The organism is Pseudarthrobacter sp. LMD1-1-1.1, assembly GCF_040676255.1.
Classification (GTDB): domain Bacteria; phylum Actinomycetota; class Actinomycetes; order Actinomycetales; family Micrococcaceae; genus Arthrobacter.
The window spans coordinates 586,886-608,319 of sequence record NZ_JBEGHP010000001.1; the positions used below are offsets into that span (position 1 = coordinate 586,886).

Sequence of the window (21,434 nt, forward strand, 5' to 3'; positions counted from 1 at the left end):
TGCTCGTGGCCGGCCCTGGCTTGATCTAGGGACTACTACACCAGACCGTCAGGGGGCTGAAACCCGCATATGCCCTTGTCAGGGAACTGTTATCCAAGGCTTCGTCGCCCGTTAACGCTGTGTTGATTGCAGTCTCGCATAAAGTTCGCCGTTGCGGCAGGGGCGCGCCAGCGGAGGGGACAATAGGGGCATGGGAACCATTACCGATGTCCCGGGCATCCGCGTGGGCCACGTCCAGAAGGACACCGACGGATGGCTGACGGGCGTTACCGTTGTCCTGCCGCCGCCGGGCACGGTGGGCTCGGTGGATGTCCAGGGCGGCGGCCCGGCCACGCACGAAACGGACGCCCTTGACCCCACCACCCTGGTCGGCACCGTGGACGCCCTGGTCCTCACGGGCGGCAGCGCCTACGGGCTGGCGTCCGCTGCGGGCGCTCAGCGCTGGTGCGAGGAAAACGGCCGCGGCTTTGCCGTTCCCGGGGGAGTGGTGCCCATCGTCCCCGCCGCGGCCATCTTCGACCTCGGCAGGGGCGGGAACTTCGCCGCACGGCCGACGCCGGACATGGGCTACGCGGCAACGGCCGCCGCGGCAGCACAAAAGGAGGGGCACGACGCCGGGCGGGGCAACGTGGGTGCCGGCACCGGGGCACTGATCGGCCGGGGGCAATATAAAGGGGGAGTTGGCACAGCGTCGGCCACGCTCGGGGACGGGGTTGTGGTCGGAGCCCTGGCCATAGTCAACGCACTCGGACTCCCGTTTGAACCAGCGGTGCAGTTCTCCGTGGAGACCACTGATGCGCCGCCCCTTAACACCACCCTTGTCGTTGTGGCCACCAATGCCGTTCTGGATGTGGCCGAATGTAAGAGGACTGCCTCTGCTTCCCATGCCGGGATTGCCCGGGCGCTGAACCCGAGCCATACCCTGGCCGACGGGGACACAGTCTTCTGCCTGGCAACCGGTGCTGTGGCACTCGGCCGCTCCGACGACGCTGCCCGCCAGGTCAGTCTCATCACGCTCCAAAGCGCGGCAGCCGACGTCGTCCGTTTGGCCATCCTGGACGGTGTGGCGGCGGCTGGTGCCGTGAGCACTCCGGCCGGCGAATATGGTGCGTACGGCACCGCGTAGGCTACTATGGCCGATTTAACTTTTACCGGCCAACAGGGTAGTGTTGTTTGTTGGTTGTCTGGACTGCCACGCCCTTTTGGGCTTGGAGACGGCAATCGATCCAACAAAAACGTTCGTGGTCATGCCCGGTGCTATCCGGCGGGGCTGCGGCAACAACAGTTAGCGGAGGGTATGGCCAAGAAGGACGGGGTCATTGAGATCGAAGGCGTTGTGACCGAGGCGCTGCCTAACGCGATGTTTCGCGTTGAGCTCACCAACAAGCACATCGTTCTGGCACACATCTCTGGAAAGATGCGTCAGCACTACATCCGAATCCTCCCTGAGGACCGCGTAGTGGTGGAGCTGAGCCCGTACGACCTCACCCGTGGTCGTATCGTCTACCGCTACAAGTAAATTGCTGGGCGGCGGCAGTGCAAACTGACTGCTGCTCCAGTTGACCAAACTGCTACACGCAAAGGAACGCCATGAAGGTCAAGCCGAGCGTCAAGCAGATCTGCGAAAAGTGCAAAGTGATCCGCCGTAATGGCCGGGTCATGGTGATCTGCGAGAACCCGCGCCACAAGCAGCGCCAGGGCTAATTTCCTTCCCTGAAGGAAATCCTGGGTTGCTAACCCACGCAAGTAAATAAAGGCAGCACAAGCTGATCTGGAACATTGAGCTCGAAAGAGTCCGGACAGCTAACCCCCGGTCGGAGGCTGGGGCCGCACGGAACGTGCGGGTGTACTGCCTACGACCTCCGGTTTATCAAGGAGTACTGCCACTATGGCTCGTCTCGCTGGCGTAGACATTCCCCGCGAAAAGCGGCTGGAAATTGCGCTTACTTACATCTACGGCGTGGGCAAGACCCGTGCACACGAAACCCTGGCCGCCACTGGCATCAGCGCTGACGTCCGCGTCAAGGACCTGACTGACGCCCAGCTGGTTGAGCTGCGTGACTACATTGAAGGCAACTACAAGGTTGAGGGTGACCTTCGCCGCGAAGTAGCAGCAGATATCCGCCGCAAGGTTGAAATCGGCAGCTACGAAGGCCTGCGCCACCGCAAGGGCCTGCCCGTACGCGGTCAGCGTACGAAGACCAACGCACGTACCCGCAAGGGCCCGAAGCGTACCGTCGCCGGCAAGAAGAAGGCCCGTTAAAATCCCCGCTCGGGATTTACGGACTTTCCCCAATAACTTTCTGTAGGAGAAAAAATGCCCCCGAAGACTCGTGGCGCGGTTCGCAAGCCGCGTAAGAAGGACAAGAAGAATATCGCGCTTGGCCAGGCGCACATCAAGAGCACCTTTAACAACACCATCGTTTCCATCACGGACCCGACCGGCGCTGTTATTTCCTGGGCTTCCTCCGGTGAGGTTGGCTTCAAGGGCTCGCGCAAGTCCACCCCGTTCGCTGCGCAGATGGCCGCCGAAGCCGCTGCCAAGCGTGCGCAGGAGCACGGCATGCGCAAGGTAGACGTTTTCGTCAAGGGACCGGGTTCCGGACGCGAAACCGCCATCCGTTCGCTGCAGGCCGCAGGCCTCGAGGTTGGCTCCATCCAGGACGTCACCCCCGCAGCGCACAACGGCTGCCGCCCGCCGAAGCGCCGCCGCGTCTAATTCTTTTCCGCAGCAGGAGCTTGCCCGGACCAGTGATGGTCCGGGCAAGCCCAGCGCGTTAAGTCTTCAGACCGAATTTCCACCACCTGTGTTGCGTCATATAGCGGATGCTCGCCGAAAGGAAACCTAAGTGCTCATTGCACAGCGCCCCACCCTCTCCGAAGAGGTAGTCTCCGAAAACCGTTCGCGTTTCATCATTGAACCGCTGGAACCGGGCTTCGGCTACACCCTCGGAAACTCCCTCCGCCGTACCCTGCTCTCCTCCATCCCCGGTGCTGCCGTAACCAGCATCCGGATCGATGGTGTGCTGCACGAGTTCACCACGGTTCCGGGTGTCAAGGAAGATGTCACCGAGATCATCCTTAACATCAAGAGCCTGTCGGTTTCCTCCGAGCACGACGAGCCCGTCGTGGCTTACCTGCGCAAGCAGGGCCCCGGAGTCGTCACCGCCGCGGACATCGCTCCGCCGGCCGGCGTCGAATTCCACAACCCGGATCTGCACATTGCCACGCTGAACTCGAAGGGCAAGTTCGAACTTGAACTGACCATCGAGCGCGGCCGCGGCTACGTTTCGGCAGCTCAGAACAAGTCCGGCGACGCAGAGATCGGCCGTATCCCGGTTGACTCCATCTACTCGCCGGTGCTGAAGGTTACTTTCCGCGTGGAAGCAACCCGTGTTGAGCAGCGCACCGACTTCGACAAGCTGATTGTCGACGTCGAGACCAAGCAGGCCATCGCCCCGCGCGATGCCGTTGCTTCCGCAGGCACCACCCTGGTGGAACTGTTCGGTCTGGCCCGTGAGCTGAACACCGCAGCTGAAGGTATCGAGATCGGCCCGTCGCCCACCGACGCTGCCCTGGCAGCCGACATGGCACTGCCGATCGAGGATCTGGACCTCACCGTCCGTTCCTACAACTGCCTCAAGCGTGAGGGCATCCACACCGTGGGTGAACTCGTTGCCCGCTCCGAGGCTGACCTGATGGACATCCGCAACTTCGGTGCAAAGTCCATTGACGAGGTCAAGGCAAAGCTGGTTGAACTGGGCCTGTCCCTCAAGGACTCGCCTCCCGGTTTTGACCTCGCAGCACGCGCCGCAGCAATCGAAGAGGACGACGCCGCGTTCGGCGACGACGAACTCTAAACCAGACCTTGGCCGGCGGGCAGCACCATGGTGTGCCGCCCACGGCTTCCACATGAGGAGAAACAATTATGCCTACCCCCACTAAGGGTCCGCGCCTCGGCGGCGGCCCGGCTCACGAGCGTCTGATGCTCGCGAACCTGGCCTCATCCCTGTTCGAGCACAAGCGGATCACCACCACGGTGACCAAGGCCAAGCGCCTGAAGCCGTACGCAGAGCGCCTGGTGACCTTCGCCAAGCGTGGCGACCTGGCTTCCCGCCGCCGCGTCCTCGGCCTGATCAGCAACAAGGGCGTCGTCCACGAGCTGTTCACCGACATTGCGCAGGCTGTGGAGAACCGCGACGGCGGCTACACCCGCATCACCAAGATCGGCAACCGCAAGGGCGACAACGCTCCCATGGCTGTCATCGAACTGGTCCTCGAGCCGGTTTCCGCCAAGCAGGCCGTCGTAGCCGAGGCTACCCAGGCTGCTGCCAAGGCTGCTCCGGCTGCCGAGGAAGCTCCCGCTGAAGAGGCTCCGGCCGCTGAGGAAGCTGCTGCAACCGAAGAGGCACCTGCTGCTGAAGAAGCTGCAACCGAAGAGGCTCCGGCCGCTGAGGAAGCTGCCGAGGCTCCCGCAGCCGAGGAGAAGGACGCGAAGTAATTCGCTGATTCTCTTCGCATAGACTTAGGTCTGTGAACCACCAAAAACCCGCGGCCCCCGTTTCAGGGGGCGGCGGGTTTTTGCGTATCCGGCTTGACCTTTCGTACGACGGCGGCCCGTTCAGCGGTTGGGCGCTCCAGCCGGGGCGGCGGACCGTCCAGGGTGTGCTGGAGGAAGCAATCGAGCTCCTGGTCCGGCGCCAGGTACGGGTCACCGTCGCGGGGCGCACCGACGCCGGCGTGCACGCCCGCGGCCAGGTGGTCCATCTGGACCTCACCGAAGCCGAGTGGCTGGGACTGCCGCGCGGGCACGAACTCGATCCCGCCGTCGCCATGCTGCGGCGCCTCCGCGGTGCCCTGAACCGCGCCCTCGGCGACCTGCACGGCGCGGTGGAGGTCCACGACATCTCGCCGGCACCCGCCGGCTTTGACGCACGCTTCTCGGCGCTGTGGCGGCGGTACAGCTACCGGATCGCGGACGGGCCTGCCCTCTGGGATCCCCTGGAGCGGTACTTCACCCTGTGGCACAAAAACCCGCTGGACGTGGACCTGCTCAACGAGGGCGCCGCCCGGCTGCTGGGCCTGCAGAACTTCCTTTCCTTCTGCAAGCCCCGCGAAGGGGCCACCACCATCCGCGAGCTGCAGCGCTTCGAGTTCCGGCGCGGCGAGGACGGCGTCATCGTGGCAACCGTCCAGGCCGACGCCTTCTGCCACAACATGGTGCGCGCGCTGATTGGCTCGGCCCTGTACGTGGGGGAGGGCGTGGAGGAACCCGGCTGGCTGTACGAACGGCTGCTGCTGCAAAAGCGGGATGCCAAGTCTGTCCTTGCGGCCCCGCATCCCCTGGTGCTGGAGGAAGTGGCATATCCCTCGGACAGCGAGCTGCTGGCCCGCGCCGAACAGACCAGGGCCGTGCGCGAGCACTGACCCGGGCCGCGCCCTGATCTCCTAAAACGCCGGAGGCGGGCCCTCCGCCGGCAGCGTCACCGTGAAAGTGCTGCCCTGGCCCTCGCCGCTCTCGCACATGATGCTGCCGCCGTGCCGCTCCACGATCATCCGCGTGATGGACAGGCCCAGCCCCGCCCCGGGAATGGCCGCCTGCTGGGCCGCTTGCGTCCGGAAGAAGCGGGTGAAGACCTTTGCCGCGTCTTCGTGCGACATGCCCATCCCGGTGTCCGTGACGCTCAGCCTAACCCACTGCCTGTCCGCTGTGGCGCTGATGCTGATCCTGCCGCCGCCGGGGGAGTACTTGATGGCGTTGGAGACCAGGTTGTCCAGGACCTGCCCGATCCTGAGCGGGTCGGCGTAGGCCCAGAGGGGAGAGGGGACATCGGCGGCGATCTCCACGTGGGACCGCTGTGCCGAGGCCTGGGCCGAACTGAGGCTGGTCTCCACCAGGCTGGCCAGGTCGGTCCGTTTGGGGTGGACATTCAAGGTGGTGGAGGCGGAAGCCGTCAGGTCGGCCACCAGGTCCATCAACCGCTCCGCGTTCCGCTGGACCACCACGAGTCGCTTGGCCACGTGCGGCGGCAGCAGGTCTGCCTCATCCAGGACAAGGTCCACGTTGCCAATGATCGAGTTCAGCGGGTTCTTGAACTCGTGCGAGACGTTGGAGACCAGTTCCTGGTTCGCGGCCACGGACTCCACCCAGCCGGTCACATCGGTGTAAACCACCACCGCCCCGGTGAGCCGGCCATCCTCGCTGACAAGCGGACGTGCCGCCGTGGAGACGGCGCGCTGCTCCGGCCCCTCACCGGCCCACACCAGGTAGTCGGCGAAGGATTCCCCCGCCATGGCCCGGCTGATGGGCCTGCGGTCCGGGGGGAGCAGGGTGCGGCGGTCCTGGCCGAAGATGAGCTGGTGCCCCTGGCCGGGGAAGGCCTCGTCAGCGCCTGTGGCGCGGCGGAAGCTGCGCTGGCGGCTGTTGGACACCAGGAAGTGGCCGGAACGGTCGACGGCGGCAATACCGACGTCGGTGGCGTCCAGGACGGTTTCGAGCAGCTTTTCCCGTTCCCGGCTTGCCGCCAGCAGGTCCCGGAGTTCCCGGTCCTTCTCCGCCAGTTCACGCTGCTGCAGCCGCAGGTTGACGCTCGCGAAGCGGATGGCCAGCGAAACAGCAAGCATCATCACGGGGAAAAGAACCACCGTGGTGAGGTCCGATGCCGTGACAGCGGGCAAGTGGTCCACGGCCGAGGGAGCCATGATGAAGAACGGTCCCAGGAAGCTGAGCACCAGGCTGCTCCGTGCCAGCACTCCGGACGCGGAGAGCCAGATGACCGGAAAGACCACCAGGACGGCCAGGCCCGGGAGGAGCGGTGCGGCGCCATTGCGCAGGAACGCGATCGCCGCAAAGTCCAGCACAGGGATCACCAGGTACGGCCTGTGCGGCAATCGCTCCCAGGGCACCAGGAAGCAGGCAAGGAACAGGATGCCATGGAGTGCCAGCCCTGCGCCGAATAACGGGCTGTGCAAAAGGGAGGGCCACGCGAACGGTGTGATCACCGCCAGGACCAGCACTACAAGGGTGAGGGGGAGCTGGCACAACGCCACCTGGGCGCGGGGCCCCAGCCCGCCGAAGAACCGGCCAGGCCCCCGGTGGAACAATGGCTCAGCCATGTTTCTGACTCGTACCCTTTCGCAACTAGATTACAGGCCCTGCCGGGTCTTTGAATTGCTTTCCTTACCCCGGTACTTACCCTTTCCCATCCATAGTGCACATGTCTTGTCATAATAATTGACTTTTCAATTTTCCGGACGAATACAGCTGTGATCATCGGGGCTTACTAGTAGCGTATAAATGGTTGGAGCGGGAATGGCATTGGCGCTGGGCCAATGGGGGGCCATCTCCGCCTGGCGCAGGGATAGCAATGGACGATCTTGGTGTAGCTGTAGTAATCGAAGATGACGCGGATGTACGCAACCTCCTTGAAGGCGTACTGACCCAAGCGGGCTTCGAAGTGCATACAGCTGTTGATGGGCGGGCCGGGGTTGAGGTGGTCCGCAGCAAGCAGGCCAACGTTGTAACGCTCGATATCGGCCTGCCGGACATTGACGGGTTCGAGGTTTTACGGCGAATCCGGAATTTCAGTAATGCCTATGTAGTGATGCTGACCGGACGGACGGAGGAACCGGACCTGCTCTCGGCGCTGAACACAGGCGCGGACGATTACATCGCCAAGCCATTCAGGCCAAGGGAACTCCGGGCTCGGGTGGCGGCAATGATGCGCAGGCCCCGGCATGAGATAACCGGGGACGCGGCGGCCCGCTTGGGACAGGCGCCGGTTCCTGACATGCACGGCGAGTCCGGCGTGTTGCGGCACAACGGTCTCCTGCTGAACCACCGGACACGCACCGTGGAGGTCAAGGGTGAGCCGCTGGGACTGACCCGCAGTGAATTCGACCTGCTGCATGTGCTGCTCAAGGGCGGCGGCGCCGTTTGCACCAGGGCTGACCTGGTGAGGGCTGTGCGGGGCGATTTCTATGAACGGGACACGTACATCAGCGAGGCCGACGAGCGGGCCGTTGAGGTCCACGTGGGAAACCTGCGGCGCAAGCTCAAGGAGGACCAGCTGTCACCTCGCTGGCTGCAGACGGTCCGCGGGGTGGGGTACCGGTTGGCGCCCCGCCGCCCCGATGACGCCTAGGCGTCAGCCCTTTTCCAGGATGTAGGTCGATTGCAGCTCGGACACCGTCCGTGCCCCGTCCTGGGCCACGCCGGCCATCATGGCCTGGCCCCGGACGAAGTCGCCCTGCCGGATCAGGCCTTCGAGGAGTTCGGCGAGCCTGGCCAACCGGAGTCCGCCCACCATGGCGGAGCTGATCTTCAGGCTGATGACGGCATCCAGGGCCGAGGCCTCGTCCTGGCTGTCCACGGCTGTTCCCAGCCGGGCCAGGCGCAGGTCCCACATGGCGGCGTAGTCACGGGCAAAGCGTTGGGCCAGTCCGGATCCGGCCAGCTCGTCCTCGAGCTCCTCCAGCACGGCTGCGTCAATGAGCGGCAAGAGCGCAGCCGCTTCCAGTGAGAGGGCCGCGCCTGCGGCCGGGCCGGGGGCTGCAGGCAACGAGACCCCGGCCGGCGGGGAGTCCACAGCGGGGCTCTTTCCGCTGGAACCGGGATCCTGACTCTGCATTGTTCAAGGCTACTTCCTGGAAATCGCTCGGGGTCCAATTTCTTATCATTCTGTGTAAACCTTGAGGCAACCTTGCCGTCGCCCTGCGTATCGTTTATTGTGCGCTGAATGTCATCACCGTATTGATTACGGCGGGTCCCAGGATGGCGATGAAGAGGACCGGAAAGATGAAGAACAGCAGCGGGAAAAGGATCATGACCGGCAGTTTCATGGCCTTTTCCTCCGCCCGCTGGCGGCGCTTTACCCGCATCACCTTGGCCTGGACGCGAAGGACCCGGCTGATGGCGATGCCGTAGGTATCGGCCTGGACCACGGCCTGCACGAAGCTGCGCAGTTCCGGGATGCTGGTCCGTTCCGCCAGCGCGATGTAGGACTCGCGGCGGCTGCGTCCCACCTGCATGTCCTGCAGGGTGCGGACCAGTTCCTCGGCCAGCGGGCCCTTGCCGTTCTCACCGGCCCGGGCCATGGCGCCTTCGAAGCCAAGCCCTGCTTCCACGGAGATCAGCATCTGGTCAAGCGTGTTGGCCAGTTCAAGCTGCATGGCCTTCTGCCGCTCCTGCCCCTTGCTGTAGAGGAGCAGGTCCGGGATGAAGTAGCCAAGGAACAGGACGAAGATCCCGGCAAGCTTCATAATCGGCGAGCTGCCGATGGAGGTCAGGTAGAGGCCAGCCGCCGCACCTGCCACGCCGAGCCCCAGTTTGGACCCCAGCACCTTTCCCAGTGGCATGGAGGCCGGGCGCCCGGCGAGGGACAGCAGGCGGTCCAGGAACGCGACGTAGGCCGGGGGAGTGAGGCGCCGCCCCAGGGCTTCGAGCAGTCCCCGCTTGGAGGCGGGTGCAACTGCGGCCGGCGGGGCACCGCGGGAAAGCAGGTCGGTAACCGCCACGCGGCCCTGCTTGTCCACGGTGAGGACGGACCAGGCCACGGCCCCCAGGGGGAGGCAGACCAGCAGGACTGAGAGCAGGACGATGAGGTTCATGGGGTCCTCAGAACTTCAGGTCGATGATCTTGCGCATCCACAGCGCGCCGATGGCCATCAGGACAAATGAGGCACCGATCATCACCCAGCCCAGCGGATGGGTGAACATCGAGTTCATGTAGCTGGGGCTCACTGCCAGCAACATGGCCACGATGCCGAACGGCATGGCGATCAGGATGTAGGCGGAGAACTTGCCTTCCGCGGCCAGGGCCTTGATGTGGCCCTTGATCTCCGCGCGCTCGCGGATGGTCTCGTTGACCTGGTCCAGCACCTCCGCCAGGTTGCCGCCCACCTCCCGGTTGATCTGGATGGCCTGCGAAATCCACACGAAGTCCTCGTTCTTCATCCTGTCGGCGGTGTCGTTGAGCGCGGCGAGCAGGTCGCGGCCGAGGCTGGTCTCGGTGATCACCCGCCGCATCTCCTCCGACGTCGGCTTCTGCGACTCGTTCGCGGCGGCGTCGATGGCGCGCAGGATGCTGTGGCCCGCGCGCAGGCCGCCGGAGAGCAGCTGCAGCGTGTCGCCCAGCTGGCTGTCGAAGGCGGTCCGGCGCTTGCCGGCCAGGAATCCGAGGACCAGTTTGCCCACGAAGGGTGCCAGCAGGGCGAGCAACAGTCCCATGAGAGGGCCGACGGTCACCAGGCCCACCAGCATGCCGACGCAGGCGCCGATCCCCACCAGCAGGAAGAACTCGGCCTGGCTGAGCCGCAGGCCTGCGTTTTCCAGTTCCGCGCGGGAGAACAGCTTGACGTTCCGGCCGGCGAGGAGGCGTTCGAATGACCTGACGCCGGAGAGTGCCAGGCGGGTCAGCGAGGACGGCGGCTCGGGTTCAAACGGACGACGGCGGTCCAGCGGCACCGTGGGGGCGCTCGGCAGGAGCACCGCCACGCCCAGCAGGCAGATGGCAGCGAGGAGGATGACGCTTCCAATGGCGATGATCATGGGCCCGTCCCTACTTCGCGCCTGGACCCAGCGGGGTGGCGAACACCGCGGGGGACACGTGGATGCCCAGGTCCTCGAACCGGTCAATAAAGCGGGGCCGGATGCCGGTGGCCACCGGCCTGCCCAGGAACCGGCCCTGTGCGTCCACACCTGCCGAGTAGTCGAACACGAAGGCGTCCTGGAGGGTGACGATGTCGCCTTCCATGCCCTGGACCTCCGTGACGTGGGTGATGCGGCGGGAGCCGTCGCGGAGGCGGGAGATCTGGACGATGAGGTTCACGGCGGAGGCAATCTGTTCCCGAATGGCCCGCAGTGGAAGGTCCATGCCTGCCATGAGTACCAGGGTTTCCAGGCGGGCCACGGCGTCACGGGGCGAGTTGGAGTGCACGGTGGAGAGGGAGCCATCGTGGCCGGTGTTCATGGCCTGGAGCATGTCCAGCGATTCACCGCCACGGACCTCACCCACCACGATCCGGTCCGGGCGCATGCGGAGGGAGTTGCGGAGGAGCTCGCGGATAGTCACCTCGCCCTTGCCCTCGGTGTTGGGCGGCCGGCTTTCCAGCCGCACCACGTGGTCCTGCTGGATCTGCAGTTCCACGGCGTCCTCGATGGTGACGATCCGTTCATCATGTGGCAGGAAGGAGGACAGGACGTTAAGGAGGGTGGTCTTGCCCGTACCGGTGCCGCCGGAGACGATGATGTTCAGCTTGGCTTTGACGCAGGCGTTCAGGAGCTCGGCCATTTCCGGCGTCAGGGTGCCGAAGTCGATGAGGTTGCGGACGGTCAGCGGGGTCTTGCTGAATTTTCGGATGGTCAGCGAGGAGCCGCCAACGGCCAGCGGGGGAATGACTGCGTTCACGCGGGAGCCGTCCTCCAGACGGGCGTCCACCAAGGGGGAGGATTCGTCGATGCGGCGGCCCACCTTGGACACGATGCGTTCGATGACCTTGCGCAGGTGCTCCTCGGAGCTGAACCGGGATTCGCTAAGCGTGAGCTTTCCCTTGCGCTCCACATATATCTGGTCCATGCGGTTGACCATGATTTCGGTGACGGCGGGATCGTCCAGGAGGCGTTGGAGGGGCCCGTAACCCAGCACGTCATCGGCAACGTCCTGAACCAGGCGGGTGCGCTCTTCCGGCGTCAGCGGAACCAGCTCGGCGTCCACGATGCGGGTGAGTTCCTCCTTGGCGGTGCTCCGCAGTTCCTGTTCACTCACGGCGGCGTCGTTGAAGCGCGTCCCCATGCGTTCGAACAGTGCGGTGGCCGCCCTGTCTTTCATGGCTGCGAAGACGTCCACCCTGGGTGCCGTGGGCACCTGCTGCGTGCCGGCGTCGTACGTTGAATGCACGACGGCGGCGTGCGCCGGGTGCCGTTCCATGCTGTCCGCGGGGGCTGGCGAGGGCGCGGGTGCGGGGAGGGGCGGCTCCAGCAGCGCGGTGCCCGCCGCCTGGTTGCGTGACTGCACCGCGTTGATGCGTTCGGAGAGTTTCATCAGATGACCACCCTTCGGTGAAGTTTCCGCTGGGCCTGCGTGCGCCATGCCGGGTTGAAGCGCTCCACCAGCTGGCGGAGGCTCTTCACGGCCGGGTCCTTCTTGGATTCCTGGAGGACGGGGATGCCGCGGTTGGTGGACAGGGCCACGGCGCGGGAGCGGGGGACGCTGACGTCGACGGGCGCGCCGATGGTGGACTCGACGTCGCGGACGTTCAGGCCGGATTTGGCGTCGGCCATGTTGAGGACCACGTGGCGGGATTCGGGCATGATGTCCAGCTGGCGGAGGACTTCCAGGCCGGAGCGGAGGCCGCGCAGGCTGGGGATGTCCATGGCGCTGACCCAGACCACGTCGGTGCACTGTTCCATGGCGGCGAGGCCGATTTCCGGCATGCCGGGGGCGGTGTCGATGACCACGTACTGGAACTCGTGGGCCAGCTGTTCCAGCAGGTGGCCGATCTGTTCCGGGGTGATGTGGTCCGCATCCACGGGGTTGGGCGGGGCGCAGAGCGCGTAGATGCCGGCCGGGTGGACCGTGAGGAAGGCCTTCAAAACCAGGGAGTCCTGGGCGGCGGCGGGGGTGACGGCGTCCGTGACGGTGTGCTGTGGGTTGAGGTAGAGGCCGGAGGCGACGTCCCCGAACTGCAGGTCCAGGTCCACGATGACCACGCTCATGGGCGCGATCTGGCCCAGGCCGATGGCGATGTTGGTGGCCAGCGTGGTCTTGCCCACGCCGCCCTTGGGGGAGAAGACGCCGATGACCAGGCCGCTGCCGTTCTCTGCCTGCTGGGTCTCCGGGCCGCGGTGGCGCGTGGCGAAGGACTGGCAGGCGCGCTCCAGCAGCACCCTGATTTCCGCGGCGTCGGCCTGCGGGCTGAGGATGTCGCGGATGCCGGCGCGCATGGCGTAGAGGAGGTAGTCAGGGTCCACGTCGCTGACCAGGACCAGGCTCAGGCCGGGGAGCTGGACATCGAAGACCTTGGCGAACCGCAGCGCCTCCTCGTAGGGGACGTCCGGGCCGATGATCAGGACTTCCGGCTGCTCCTGGTTGAGGAGGGCGAACAGTTCCGCCGGGCCTGCGGGAAGGATGTCGCTCGCGATGGTCTGGACGGTGCCGCGCAGGCCGTGGGCGACGGCGGCGCGCAGCTTTTGGTCGAACTCGGCGCTGGGGGAGAGAAGGACGAAGCGGCTCATTTGTACACCGTGTCCTTCCTGGCGATGAAGCCTCCGTTGTCCTGGGCGTCGAGGGGTTCCTTGGTGAGCCAGAGGCTTCCGTTGATGGTGGTAAAGATGATTTTGCTTGCGTCCACGTCACTCACTGCCACGGTCACGATGAAGGAGCCTTGGGGAAGAGTGGTGTCCTGCGGGTTGGTTCCGTCGGTGGGCTTGGCAGTTGGTTGCGCGGCCCGCTGGACGGCCGTGACCAGGACTTTGCGGAGGGCGAGCTGGGTGGTGGGCTCGGCTGGCTTGCTCTTGTCCGCACCGGCCGGGAAGCTGAATCCGATCGCAACGTGATCGCCCGCCTCGAGACGGCCGCCGACCACCATTTTCGGTTCCAGCTCGAAGGTCACTTCCTGCAGCCCTGCGGGTACCTTGGCGGCACTGCTGCTCTTGGCGTCCTTGGGGGCTACGAGGCGTTCCGCCAGGAGCTGTTCGCCCGGGACCAGGTCCACGGAGGCAACCATTCCGCCCTTGCCATCGAGTGACGTGAGCGCGGTGGTAGCCACACCGGCCGCGGGGACGTCCTCAATGACGAGCGAGGCCGTCATATCATTCACAGGAGTTCCGGCGGGGATGGCTTTTTGGACAACCAGCACTTTCTTGGGGTTGGTGCTGGCCATGGCCCGTGCGTCGGCGCCGTTCGCGTAGAAGATGATGAGGATGGCTCCCACAAGCGCCAGGGCTACTGCGGCCGTGCCGGCGAGCATGCGAGACTTCACTTTTTCTCCTGAAGGGGGTAGCGCTAGAGGGTAGGGCGGACGATTGTGGCGCCGTAAGGGTCCACGGGGCCAAGGGTGTACCCGTCGGCAAGTGAGACGTAGGTGACGAACTTGCCGATGATGCCGCGGCAGTTTCCGGTGCATTGGGTAGCTGTGGTGACTCCGGTAGTTGTGGACTTGGTGCTTTGAAATTCATAAGGGAGGCCTGTGCCGCCGCTGAACTTCCAGCCCGTGACATCGAAGGCTGCAAAGGAAACCAAGCTGTATACGGCCCCGGAGCCAGTACCGGTGATTTTGTCGAAGACCGGGAGCAGCACGATAACCTTCTTGCCGGCCGCGATGTCCTTTCCCCAGCCGTTCAGGGTGGCATCGCAGTTGCCGGGAGCGTTGTTGCCCGGGTCGCTGCCGCCCTCGCTCACGGCCAGGTCAATCGTGCCGCCGCATTTTCCGGCGTCTTGGACCAGCCACCCGTAGCCGCCGGACACCGCCGCTCCGGAGGGTCCGTAATTGCACGAGGCGTTGGCATTCTGGCCGTGGTCCTGCAAAAGCTGCAGCGCGCCATCGATGTTGTCCTTGACCTGGCAGATTGAGAAAGCCAAGGGAAATGCCGTGCGACCCGCCTTTGGGCTGCCCCATACGGCCGAGGCTTTGGCGCCAACCTCTTTCGAAGGAATGCCCAGCACCCCGGCGAAGAAGAGGGAGACCGAGTTGTCTGGCGCTCCCTTCTCCTTGGCAGTTGTGGTGACCGAAACAGTCCTGGCCTTTGTGTCCAGCTGGATGTTGTTCACGTTGCTCATGCCGTCCAAGGCATTCTGGTTTGCAAGGCTTGCGGCAAGCGTCGACGTCGGTGAACACATCGTTGTATCGGCACTGTTCCTTGCGCATTTTTGCGCCAAGGCGATTGCAGAAGCATCGGCCCCGTTCTGGAGCTGCGCACGTTCGGAATAAATCAGACCCACGTCCACAGCGATTGCCACGAACCCTAGGAGAGCCACCATGAGAATGGCGACGATGACGCTGATGGCGCCGCGCTCGCGGTGCAGCGTGGCGCCCCGATTACTCCAGCTCAACCGCCGCACAGCATGACTCCTTTGCCGGTCATCGGGAATGGGCCGGCGATACCGGTGATAGTGGACAGCGTGTACTTGATGGTCAGCGTTACCTGGTTCCCCGTGCTGCACGTGGCGGTGCTGAGAGTGATATCGGAAGTGGGGATGGTGCTGCTTACTGATGCCGCTGCGTTCTTGGCTGCGGTTTTCGCGGCGGTTGGATCGTTGTTGATCGCCATGACGCGCACGCCGTCGCGGGCTGCGTTGGTCAGGGTGATCTGGGCGTTGTAGGCCCGGCCGAATTCGATGGTTCCCAGCACAAGCATCAAGAGGAGGGGCAGCAGGATCGCGAATTCGACGGCGGCCGCGCCGCGCTCCGAATGACGTTTCACCTGCTGCACCTCCTTCTGGTTCGCTTGGTTCTGCTGGGCAGAATGCCGCCGTTTCGATATGGGGTCCGGAACGGCTGCCCGGGGGTGCTACGGGGAGGGGATAGGGGTCGAGGTCGGGTGCGCGATGTCTTTGGTGACGCCGCTGAAGAGGGTGTTGAGCTGGCCGCCGAGGGTGCTGACGGCGACGATGATGACGACTGCGATGAGGGCGACCATGATGCCGTATTCAACGGCGGTTGCGCCCTTTTCGCTGCGAAGACGGATCATGACGTTGGTGTAGAGAGAAAGCATTTTGACTCCTGAGCGAGACGGATTGGCTGGCCCTGCACCAGCACTGGATCGAAGTTAGCAACGGCTTTGGCGGTCTTGACCGGAACTTGCAGCATCCTTGGCAAAGCCTTTACGCCGTGTACTTTTCCTGCGCTTTTGCTGGGTTTGTCCTGTGCTGCTGATGGATTTCTGTCAGGGCTGGACACACAAAAGGACCCCCTCGGTTCTGGGTGCCGAGGGGGTCCGGTCTTTGGGCGCCTTGGGTAGCGCCCGGAGGCGCGAACCTTGCTAGGGGATGCCGAGTGCGGTCTTAATTCCGGTGGTGAGGTTGCCAAAGTAGCCGTTGAGCGAGATTCCAAATAGGCCCACACCGGCCACAATCACGATGGCAATGAAACCTACTGTGATCGCATATTCGGTGGCGGTGGCCCCGTCTTCTTCACTCCTAAGCCGCTGTGTGATGCTTCGGGCCAGGGACAAGGTTGTGACCAGGTTCTTCATATCTCCTCCTAGGAGAATGCAGCGATGATGTTCATGACTGCCGGCCCCAGCAGGATGATGAAGAGGGTCGGAAAGATGAAGAAAATCAATGGAAAGAGGATCTTCACCGGTATCTTCATGGCATGTTCCTCGGCACGCTGGCGGCGCTTCATCCGCATTTCGTGGGCCTGGACTTTCAGCACCTTGGCGATCGCGATTCCGTATGCATCCGCTTGCACAATGGCACGTATGAATGAACGCAGGTCCGGAACGTCAACACGGTCGGACATGGCCAAATAGGCTTCCTTGCGGGAACGCCCTACCTGCATATCTTGCAGCGTCCGCATCATTTCGTCAGCCAGGGGGCCGCCTCCGTTCTGCGCTGTGCGTGCCATGGCCGCTTCAAATCCAAGACCCGCTTGGACAGAGATCAACATCTGGTCCAGAGTGTTCGGCAGCTCCTGCCGAATCTGGTCTCTCCGCTTCTCGGCATTACTGCGTATCAACAGGTCCGGTGCAAAATAGCCAAACGCAAGAGCGGCAATGAGGACCGCGAAGCGTGCCGGCTCCGGCGAGGCGAGGAAGTACAACAGAGCCAGAAGTCCGGTTCCGAGAGCGAGCAGCGGTTTTACCACGAGGAGTCGCTCAAGCGGCCACTCCTTGGGACGTCCCAGGGCGGCGAGCTGCTTGTCAAGCCAGGCGACATATCGAACGGGCGTTACCTTGCGGGCCATTTCCCTGAATTCCAGGGTCATGCTTTGCGGAGCTGCGTTCCTGGCCCGTTGTCCCAGGTTCGCCTGAATGTTCCGAAGGGCGACCCTATCTATAGCCGCTACCGACCACACTAGGTACGTGACGGGCAAAACGATGGCAAGTATGGCTCCGAGTGCAATGGGTGACATGTTGCTCTCCTAATACTTCGGCTTAATCAGCCGGCTAAGCCAAAAGCCACCGGCGGTGAGCATTACAGCCGCAGCGCCTAGCATCAGGAAACCGGGAACTGTACTCGTGAACGTCTTCGCATATTGTCCGTTGATCAGGATCAGGGCGAAGAACAAAACCACCGGCAGTCCCATAAGAACGGCAGCCGACATTTTTCCTTCGGCGCTTAGGGCCTTTACCTGACGGCGTATCTGGTTACGGTCACGGATGGTTTCGCCGACGTGATCAAGTACTTCCGCCAAATCGCCGCCCACTTCCCGGTGGATCTCGATGGCTTGGGAGATCCAGCCAAAGTCTTCGCTGCCTGTGCGGGAAGACACTTCCGCCATCGATTCCCCCAAGTCGCGACCGATCCTGGTTTCGTTGACGATCCTGCTCAGTTCTTCCGACATGGGTGCGTCACTTTCACGCGCGGACGCGTCGATAGCCCGCAGGAGGGAATGACCGGCCCGCATGCTTCCCGTCAGCATCTGCAAGGTATCCGGCAGTTGCTCGTCGAACTTGCTCTTGCGCCTGGAGGTAAGGACCGAAAGATAGACGAGCATTCCGGCGGGAACTACTGCGAGCAGAATGATCGCGAAGAAGAGTCCTCCGAGAAGGAATCCGAAGACACTACCCGCCAGCGCGCCAGCACCCATCATGAGTAGGAAGTCAGCAGGCTGGGCCTTCAGCCCCGCCCGTTCCAGCTTCTCGCGAGTAATTAGGAAGTTGTTCTTCCCCTTGAGGCGCTTATTAATGACGCCAACGGCAGTATCGGTCAGCACCGTCAGCCTGGAAGCGCTTGCGGGCACATCCGGGCGGCGGCGTGAGAGCGGGATTGCATGTCCGGGTTTCAGAACGACGACGAAAGTGACGATGATCGACGTGAAGATCATTAGCACCCCCGCTACCAGGATCATGATCGGGGTCTCTGGAGTTTCCATCTATCGGCTCCTTGGCCCTTGGGCTCCGAATACGGAGGGAGAAATCCTGATCCCCAGTTCTTCGAACCTGTCCGTGAACCGCGGACGGACCCCGGTCGGAACGGGCTTTCCAAGGAACCTTCCGTTCGCGTCAATGCCGGCGGAATAGTCGAAGACGAAAGCATCCTGAAGCGTGACAATGTCTCCTTCCATACCCTGCACTTCAGTAATGTGCGTGACCCGGCGAGTTCCGTCGCGGAGCCGGGAGATATGCACGATCAAGTTGACGGCTGACGCGATTTGCTCCCGGATTGCCCTCAGCGGCAGATCCATTCCTGCCATCAGGACGAGGGTTTCCAGGCGGGCTACTGCATCACGAGGTGAGTTGGCATGGACGGTTGAGATTGACCCGTCGTGGCCGGTGTTCATCGCCTGGAGCATGTCGAGCGATTCGCCTCCACGGACCTCACCGACGACGATGCGGTCAGGTCTCATACGAAGGGAGTTGCGGACCAAGTCACGAATGGAAACTTCGCCTTTGCCCTCAATATTCGCAGGGCGGCTCTCCAGCCTGACCACGTGGTCCTGTTGGAGCTGCAGTTCGACGGCATCTTCAATCGTCACGATGCGGTCTGTGGCAGGGATGAAAGACGAAAGGACATTCAGCATTGTCGTCTTTCCGGTGCCAGTTCCGCCCGAAACGATGATGTTCATGCGGGCCAGTACGCAAGCCTGAAGCAGTTCGGCCATTTCGGGCGACAGGCTTCCGAATCCGATCAATTTTTGTACCGTTAGCGCCTCCCGCCCAAACTTACGGATTGTCAAAGACGCTCCGTTTACTGCCAACGGGGGGATGATGGCATTAACGCGCGAACCGTCAGCCAGGCGTGCATCCACAAGGGGGGAGGATTCGTCGATCCGTCGACCAATTCGCGTGACGATCCGTTCGATGACCCTCCGCAGCGCCTCCTCGTTGCTGAACTTAGTGTCAGTGAGGAACAGGTGGCCGTTTCGCTCCACATAGATCTGGTCAGCCCTGTTGACCATGATTTCTGTGACCGACGGATCGTCCAGATACCGCTGCAAGGGCCCGTGACCCAGAACATCGTCAATGATTTCCCGCGTGAGTCGCTGCCGCTCACCCTGCGACAGGGGGACCTGTTCCTCATCAACCACTGCCTTCAGTTCATCCTTCACGAACTGATGGAGTTCGGCCTCCTCAAGGGATGAGTCTGTGATGCGGGAGCCAAGCCTCTCGTAAAGTGCCTGACTGGCACGCTCCTTAAGGCCTGTAAGCGCCTCACTTGCTATCCCGCCGGTAACTTCGACTGTCACCGGGACTTGGGCTTGCTCTGCTGCCTGGGCCTGCTGGATGGCGCCCAAAGTAGATGCGGCAGGTGGGAAAATTGCGGGAGCCCCTGGATCGGACTCGCCGCGCATCTTTGCAAAACGGTTTGAGAGACTCACTGCACTACCGCCCTTCTGTGGACCTTCTTGCGCGGCGCTTCCCAATTTGGTTTGAAACGCTCGACCAACTTCCGCAAGCCCTTGGCCGCTCCATCCCGGCTTCCGTCCTGAAGCAGTGGGACTCCCTTGTTTGTTGAGAACGGCACGGCGCGGGACTTCGGTAGGACAACGTCAACCGGAGCGCCAATGGTGGCCTCCACGTCCTGGACCGTAAGGCCTGTTCGTCGATCAGCCATGTTGAGGACCACGTGCCGGTTATCAGGGAGCAGGTCGAGTTCGGAGAGGATCTGGAATCCGGTTCGCAATCCACGAATACTGGGGACGTCCATGCCGCAAACCCAAACAGCGTCCGTGGCCTGCTCCAGCGTTGCCAGCACGTGCTCGCCCAGGCCGGGGGCGGTATCGACCACCACATACTGGAACTCAGCCCGCAGCTGGGAAAGCAGGTGGCTGATGTTTTCGCCGGAGATCCGGTCCATATCGATGGGATTGCGGGGCGCACACAGGACGTAAATGTTGCTGGGATGCAGAGACAAATATGTTTTTAGCACCATTGCGTCCTGGCTCGCGGCACCCACTACAGCGTCCGTGATCGTGAATTCAGGCTCAAGCATTAGGCCGCTTGCGATGTCGCCGAACTGGAGATCTAAGTCGACCACCACCACGCTCATCGGTGAAACCTGTCCAAGGCCGATTGCCAGGTTGCTCGCCACCGTCGTCTTTCCCACTCCACCTTTGGGGGACATGACGGCGATGACCCGCCCTCCTTCAGCGGCAGGCCGCTCAGCCGTGTTGGGGGCCAAACCGCGCCGCCGTCCGGCGGCGGCAAGGCTGGCCCGTTCCACCAATGCTCGGACCTGGTCCAGGTCGGCTGCCGGCGGTATCAGGTCGCGGACGCCGGAACGCATGGCGTTCAATGCCAGTTCGCCGTCATCTTCCGCTGCCAGGACTATGCTGATTTCTGGGTATTGCAGGTCCATCACCGCAGCGAATTTGAGAGCCTCGTCCTGCGGAAGGCCGGGACCAAGTATCAGCACCTCAGGAGGTTCGCCTGCCTGCTGCCGAAGGATGTCGTCAGGGGACTCGGGGAGGTAGGCGGCTTGGAAAAACTGCAATGAACCGCTGAGGGGCGCTACAGACGCCCGAACTTTCCGTTCGTAGTCGGTGGAGGGCGAGATCAAGATGAAGCGGCTCATTTGAATACCTTTGTCTGGTTGACGACACCTTGGGTGCCTTCGGTGGCGTTGGCCGGCTCCTTCGAGAGGTAGACCTTTCCAAACTCAGCGGCATAGACCAGCTTTTCGGTGTCAACGGCGTCCCTGGCAAATGTGATCAGGTAGGAGTCGCTGGTTGCCGGCTTGTTCTCGCTGGCGGCGTTGAGGGCACCCGATGAGCTCCCCTGAGTTGATTGCGCCTGCGTCTGCGCGGCGGCCCCCGAGCTGAACTGAACGGCAGTGACGAGAACCTTGTGGAATGTCAGCTGGGTTCCGTTGCCACCGCCCGAAGGATCGGCCATGGAGATGAAGACGCCTACTGTGTCGCCGGCCTGGATTTTGCCGCCCACTACCCTCTCAATCCCTAGGCGAAGAGTGATCTCCTGGAGCCCGGCAGGGACAGCAACTCGTGAAGGGCCGAGGTAAGCATTTGCGTCAACGAGGCGGCTGCTGAGGAGCTGCTCGCCGGGCACCAACGCCACTGAAGTAACGGTTGATCCCAACGAGCCCAGGTCATGAACGCCATCCGCTGCGACGGCGGTGCGGGGCACCGCCTTAGTAGTGACGTACTGCGCGAGTTGGCTGGCCGGCGTTCCTGCCGGGATGTTCTGTTTCACAATCAGAACATCCTCTGTTTCGGTATTAGCTAACGCGCGTCGGTCCGCGCCTTGGACGTAATTGAAGAGAAGGACTGTGCCAATGACTGCTACAACCAGTGCGGCAATGCCTCCCAGTAGG

Annotated in this window: 25 protein-coding genes; 9 read left to right on the plus strand and 16 right to left on the minus strand. The window is 63.2% G+C overall.

The features are described 5' to 3' along the window. The first annotated feature begins 190 nt into the window (after positions 1-190). From MRBLMD1_RS02895 to MRBLMD1_RS02930, 8 genes are all read left to right on the plus strand, one after another. The gene (locus tag MRBLMD1_RS02895) at positions 191-1,126 is read left to right on the plus strand and encodes a P1 family peptidase (RefSeq protein WP_364397303.1); all 936 of its coding nucleotides are present in this window, start codon (positions 191-193) and stop codon (positions 1,124-1,126) included. 171 nt (positions 1,127-1,297) lie between these two features. Beyond that, positions 1,298-1,519 (plus strand): translation initiation factor IF-1, encoded by a 222-nt coding sequence (gene infA, locus MRBLMD1_RS02900; protein WP_009358723.1) that lies wholly within the window; start codon positions 1,298-1,300, stop codon positions 1,517-1,519. A 71-nt stretch (positions 1,520-1,590) separates the two neighbouring features. Beyond that, entirely contained in the window at positions 1,591-1,704 is a 114-nt protein-coding gene (gene rpmJ, locus MRBLMD1_RS02905; protein ID WP_009358722.1) for a 50S ribosomal protein L36, read from the plus strand. Between the two features lie 184 nt (positions 1,705-1,888). After that, the gene (gene rpsM / locus MRBLMD1_RS02910) at positions 1,889-2,263 is read left to right on the plus strand and encodes a 30S ribosomal protein S13 (protein WP_003803743.1); all 375 of its coding nucleotides are present in this window, start codon (positions 1,889-1,891) and stop codon (positions 2,261-2,263) included. 54 nt (positions 2,264-2,317) lie between these two features. Beyond that, the gene (gene rpsK / locus MRBLMD1_RS02915) at positions 2,318-2,719 is read left to right on the plus strand and encodes a 30S ribosomal protein S11 (RefSeq protein ID WP_009358720.1); all 402 of its coding nucleotides are present in this window, start codon (positions 2,318-2,320) and stop codon (positions 2,717-2,719) included. A 130-nt stretch (positions 2,720-2,849) separates the two neighbouring features. Beyond that, entirely contained in the window at positions 2,850-3,860 is a 1,011-nt protein-coding gene (locus tag MRBLMD1_RS02920) for a DNA-directed RNA polymerase subunit alpha (protein ID WP_013601812.1), read from the plus strand. A 68-nt stretch (positions 3,861-3,928) separates the two neighbouring features. Beyond that, a complete protein-coding gene (gene rplQ / locus MRBLMD1_RS02925) occupies positions 3,929-4,501 on the plus strand; it encodes a 50S ribosomal protein L17 (RefSeq protein ID WP_275179642.1) in 573 nt (190 codons plus the stop codon). 32 nt (positions 4,502-4,533) lie between these two features. After that, positions 4,534-5,427, plus strand: coding sequence for a tRNA pseudouridine synthase A (locus MRBLMD1_RS02930; protein ID WP_364397308.1), 894 nt, complete (start codon positions 4,534-4,536; stop codon positions 5,425-5,427). Positions 5,428-5,448: 21 nt separating this feature from the next. Here MRBLMD1_RS02930 and MRBLMD1_RS02935 read toward each other — a convergent pair whose 3' ends face one another. Then, positions 5,449-7,116 carry a sensor histidine kinase gene (locus MRBLMD1_RS02935; protein WP_364397311.1) on the minus strand — a complete coding sequence of 556 codons (1,668 nt, stop codon included), beginning with the start codon at positions 7,114-7,116 and terminating at the stop codon, positions 5,449-5,451. 251 nt (positions 7,117-7,367) lie between these two features. Here MRBLMD1_RS02935 and MRBLMD1_RS02940 point away from each other — a divergent pair, with 251 nt between their 5' ends. Continuing rightward, positions 7,368-8,144, plus strand: coding sequence for a response regulator transcription factor (locus MRBLMD1_RS02940; protein WP_364397314.1), 777 nt, complete (start codon positions 7,368-7,370; stop codon positions 8,142-8,144). A 3-nt stretch (positions 8,145-8,147) separates the two neighbouring features. On the opposite strand, the gene MRBLMD1_RS02945 is transcribed toward MRBLMD1_RS02940, so the two are convergent. From MRBLMD1_RS02945 to MRBLMD1_RS03015, 15 genes are all read right to left on the minus strand, one after another. Then, the gene (locus tag MRBLMD1_RS02945; protein WP_364397317.1) at positions 8,148-8,630 is read right to left on the minus strand and encodes an Hpt domain-containing protein; all 483 of its coding nucleotides are present in this window, start codon (positions 8,628-8,630) and stop codon (positions 8,148-8,150) included. 94 nt (positions 8,631-8,724) lie between these two features. Then, positions 8,725-9,609 (minus strand): type II secretion system F family protein, encoded by an 885-nt coding sequence (locus MRBLMD1_RS02950; RefSeq protein ID WP_364397320.1) that lies wholly within the window; start codon positions 9,607-9,609, stop codon positions 8,725-8,727. 7 nt (positions 9,610-9,616) lie between these two features. Continuing rightward, a complete protein-coding gene (locus MRBLMD1_RS02955; protein WP_364397323.1) occupies positions 9,617-10,549 on the minus strand; it encodes a type II secretion system F family protein in 933 nt (310 codons plus the stop codon). A gap of 10 nt (positions 10,550-10,559) precedes the next feature. Next, complete coding sequence (locus MRBLMD1_RS02960) at positions 10,560-12,041, minus strand: CpaF family protein (RefSeq protein WP_364397326.1); 1,482 nt, start codon at positions 12,039-12,041, stop codon at positions 10,560-10,562. Further along, the gene (locus tag MRBLMD1_RS02965) at positions 12,041-13,234 is read right to left on the minus strand and encodes an AAA family ATPase (RefSeq protein WP_364397329.1); all 1,194 of its coding nucleotides are present in this window, start codon (positions 13,232-13,234) and stop codon (positions 12,041-12,043) included. The genes MRBLMD1_RS02960 and MRBLMD1_RS02965 overlap by 1 nt, the downstream gene beginning before the upstream one ends. After that, positions 13,231-13,980 (minus strand): Flp pilus assembly protein CpaB, encoded by a 750-nt coding sequence (gene cpaB / locus MRBLMD1_RS02970; protein ID WP_364397332.1) that lies wholly within the window; start codon positions 13,978-13,980, stop codon positions 13,231-13,233. The genes MRBLMD1_RS02965 and cpaB overlap by 4 nt, the downstream gene beginning before the upstream one ends. Positions 13,981-14,003: 23 nt before the next feature. Beyond that, positions 14,004-15,059, minus strand: a complete 1,056-nt coding sequence (locus MRBLMD1_RS02975) for a TadE/TadG family type IV pilus assembly protein (protein ID WP_364397334.1) — start codon at positions 15,057-15,059, stop codon at positions 14,004-14,006. Beyond that, positions 15,047-15,421 (minus strand): TadE/TadG family type IV pilus assembly protein, encoded by a 375-nt coding sequence (locus MRBLMD1_RS02980; RefSeq protein WP_364397337.1) that lies wholly within the window; start codon positions 15,419-15,421, stop codon positions 15,047-15,049. Before MRBLMD1_RS02980 ends, MRBLMD1_RS02975 begins: the two co-directional genes overlap by 13 nt. A gap of 87 nt (positions 15,422-15,508) precedes the next feature. After that, positions 15,509-15,712, minus strand: a complete 204-nt coding sequence (locus tag MRBLMD1_RS02985) for a Flp family type IVb pilin (protein WP_364397340.1) — start codon at positions 15,710-15,712, stop codon at positions 15,509-15,511. A 267-nt stretch (positions 15,713-15,979) separates the two neighbouring features. Then, entirely contained in the window at positions 15,980-16,192 is a 213-nt protein-coding gene (locus MRBLMD1_RS02990) for a Flp family type IVb pilin (protein WP_364397343.1), read from the minus strand. An 8-nt stretch (positions 16,193-16,200) separates the two neighbouring features. Continuing rightward, a complete protein-coding gene (locus MRBLMD1_RS02995; RefSeq protein WP_414703658.1) occupies positions 16,201-17,073 on the minus strand; it encodes a type II secretion system F family protein in 873 nt (290 codons plus the stop codon). Positions 17,074-17,082: 9 nt separating this feature from the next. Beyond that, a complete protein-coding gene (locus tag MRBLMD1_RS03000) occupies positions 17,083-18,036 on the minus strand; it encodes a type II secretion system F family protein (RefSeq protein WP_364397349.1) in 954 nt (317 codons plus the stop codon). Further along, the gene (locus tag MRBLMD1_RS03005) at positions 18,037-19,482 is read right to left on the minus strand and encodes a CpaF family protein (protein ID WP_414703659.1); all 1,446 of its coding nucleotides are present in this window, start codon (positions 19,480-19,482) and stop codon (positions 18,037-18,039) included. Further along, on the minus strand, positions 19,479-20,678 hold the full coding sequence (locus MRBLMD1_RS03010) for an AAA family ATPase (RefSeq protein WP_364397352.1): 1,200 nt from the start codon (positions 20,676-20,678) through the stop codon (positions 19,479-19,481). Before MRBLMD1_RS03010 ends, MRBLMD1_RS03005 begins: the two co-directional genes overlap by 4 nt. After that, the gene (locus MRBLMD1_RS03015; protein ID WP_364397355.1) at positions 20,675-21,313 is read right to left on the minus strand and encodes an RcpC/CpaB family pilus assembly protein; all 639 of its coding nucleotides are present in this window, start codon (positions 21,311-21,313) and stop codon (positions 20,675-20,677) included. Before MRBLMD1_RS03015 ends, MRBLMD1_RS03010 begins: the two co-directional genes overlap by 4 nt. Positions 21,314-21,434 lie beyond the last annotated feature (121 nt).

What these genes read in the sequence shown, in the direction of transcription:
- MRBLMD1_RS02955 (WP_364397323.1), bottom strand. Translation starts at nt 10,549, where the DNA reads ATGATCATCGCCATTGGAAGCGTCATCCTCCTCGCTGCCATCTGCCTG.
- MRBLMD1_RS02995 (WP_414703658.1), bottom strand. Translation starts at nt 17,073, where the DNA reads ATGTCACCCATTGCACTCGGAGCCATACTTGCCATCGTTTTGCCCGTC.
- rplQ (WP_275179642.1), top strand. Translation starts at nt 3,929, where the DNA reads ATGCCTACCCCCACTAAGGGTCCGCGCCTCGGCGGCGGCCCGGCTCAC.
- MRBLMD1_RS03010 (WP_364397352.1), bottom strand. Translation starts at nt 20,678, where the DNA reads ATGAGCCGCTTCATCTTGATCTCGCCCTCCACCGACTACGAACGGAAA.
- MRBLMD1_RS02960 (WP_364397326.1), bottom strand. Translation starts at nt 12,041, where the DNA reads ATGAAACTCTCCGAACGCATCAACGCGGTGCAGTCACGCAACCAGGCG.
- MRBLMD1_RS02990 (WP_364397343.1), bottom strand. Translation starts at nt 16,192, where the DNA reads ATGAAGAACCTGGTCACAACCTTGTCCCTGGCCCGAAGCATCACACAG.
- rpsK (WP_009358720.1), top strand. Translation starts at nt 2,318, where the DNA reads ATGCCCCCGAAGACTCGTGGCGCGGTTCGCAAGCCGCGTAAGAAGGAC.
- MRBLMD1_RS02895 (WP_364397303.1), top strand. Translation starts at nt 191, where the DNA reads ATGGGAACCATTACCGATGTCCCGGGCATCCGCGTGGGCCACGTCCAG.
- rpmJ (WP_009358722.1), top strand. Translation starts at nt 1,591, where the DNA reads ATGAAGGTCAAGCCGAGCGTCAAGCAGATCTGCGAAAAGTGCAAAGTG.
- rpsM (WP_003803743.1), top strand. Translation starts at nt 1,889, where the DNA reads ATGGCTCGTCTCGCTGGCGTAGACATTCCCCGCGAAAAGCGGCTGGAA.
- MRBLMD1_RS02950 (WP_364397320.1), bottom strand. Translation starts at nt 9,609, where the DNA reads ATGAACCTCATCGTCCTGCTCTCAGTCCTGCTGGTCTGCCTCCCCCTG.
- MRBLMD1_RS03000 (WP_364397349.1), bottom strand. Translation starts at nt 18,036, where the DNA reads ATGGAAACTCCAGAGACCCCGATCATGATCCTGGTAGCGGGGGTGCTA.
- infA (WP_009358723.1), top strand. Translation starts at nt 1,298, where the DNA reads ATGGCCAAGAAGGACGGGGTCATTGAGATCGAAGGCGTTGTGACCGAG.
- MRBLMD1_RS02945 (WP_364397317.1), bottom strand. Translation starts at nt 8,630, where the DNA reads ATGCAGAGTCAGGATCCCGGTTCCAGCGGAAAGAGCCCCGCTGTGGAC.
- MRBLMD1_RS02935 (WP_364397311.1), bottom strand. Translation starts at nt 7,116, where the DNA reads ATGGCTGAGCCATTGTTCCACCGGGGGCCTGGCCGGTTCTTCGGCGGG.
- MRBLMD1_RS02940 (WP_364397314.1), top strand. Translation starts at nt 7,368, where the DNA reads ATGGACGATCTTGGTGTAGCTGTAGTAATCGAAGATGACGCGGATGTA.
- MRBLMD1_RS02965 (WP_364397329.1), bottom strand. Translation starts at nt 13,234, where the DNA reads ATGAGCCGCTTCGTCCTTCTCTCCCCCAGCGCCGAGTTCGACCAAAAG.
- MRBLMD1_RS02985 (WP_364397340.1), bottom strand. Translation starts at nt 15,712, where the DNA reads ATGCTTTCTCTCTACACCAACGTCATGATCCGTCTTCGCAGCGAAAAG.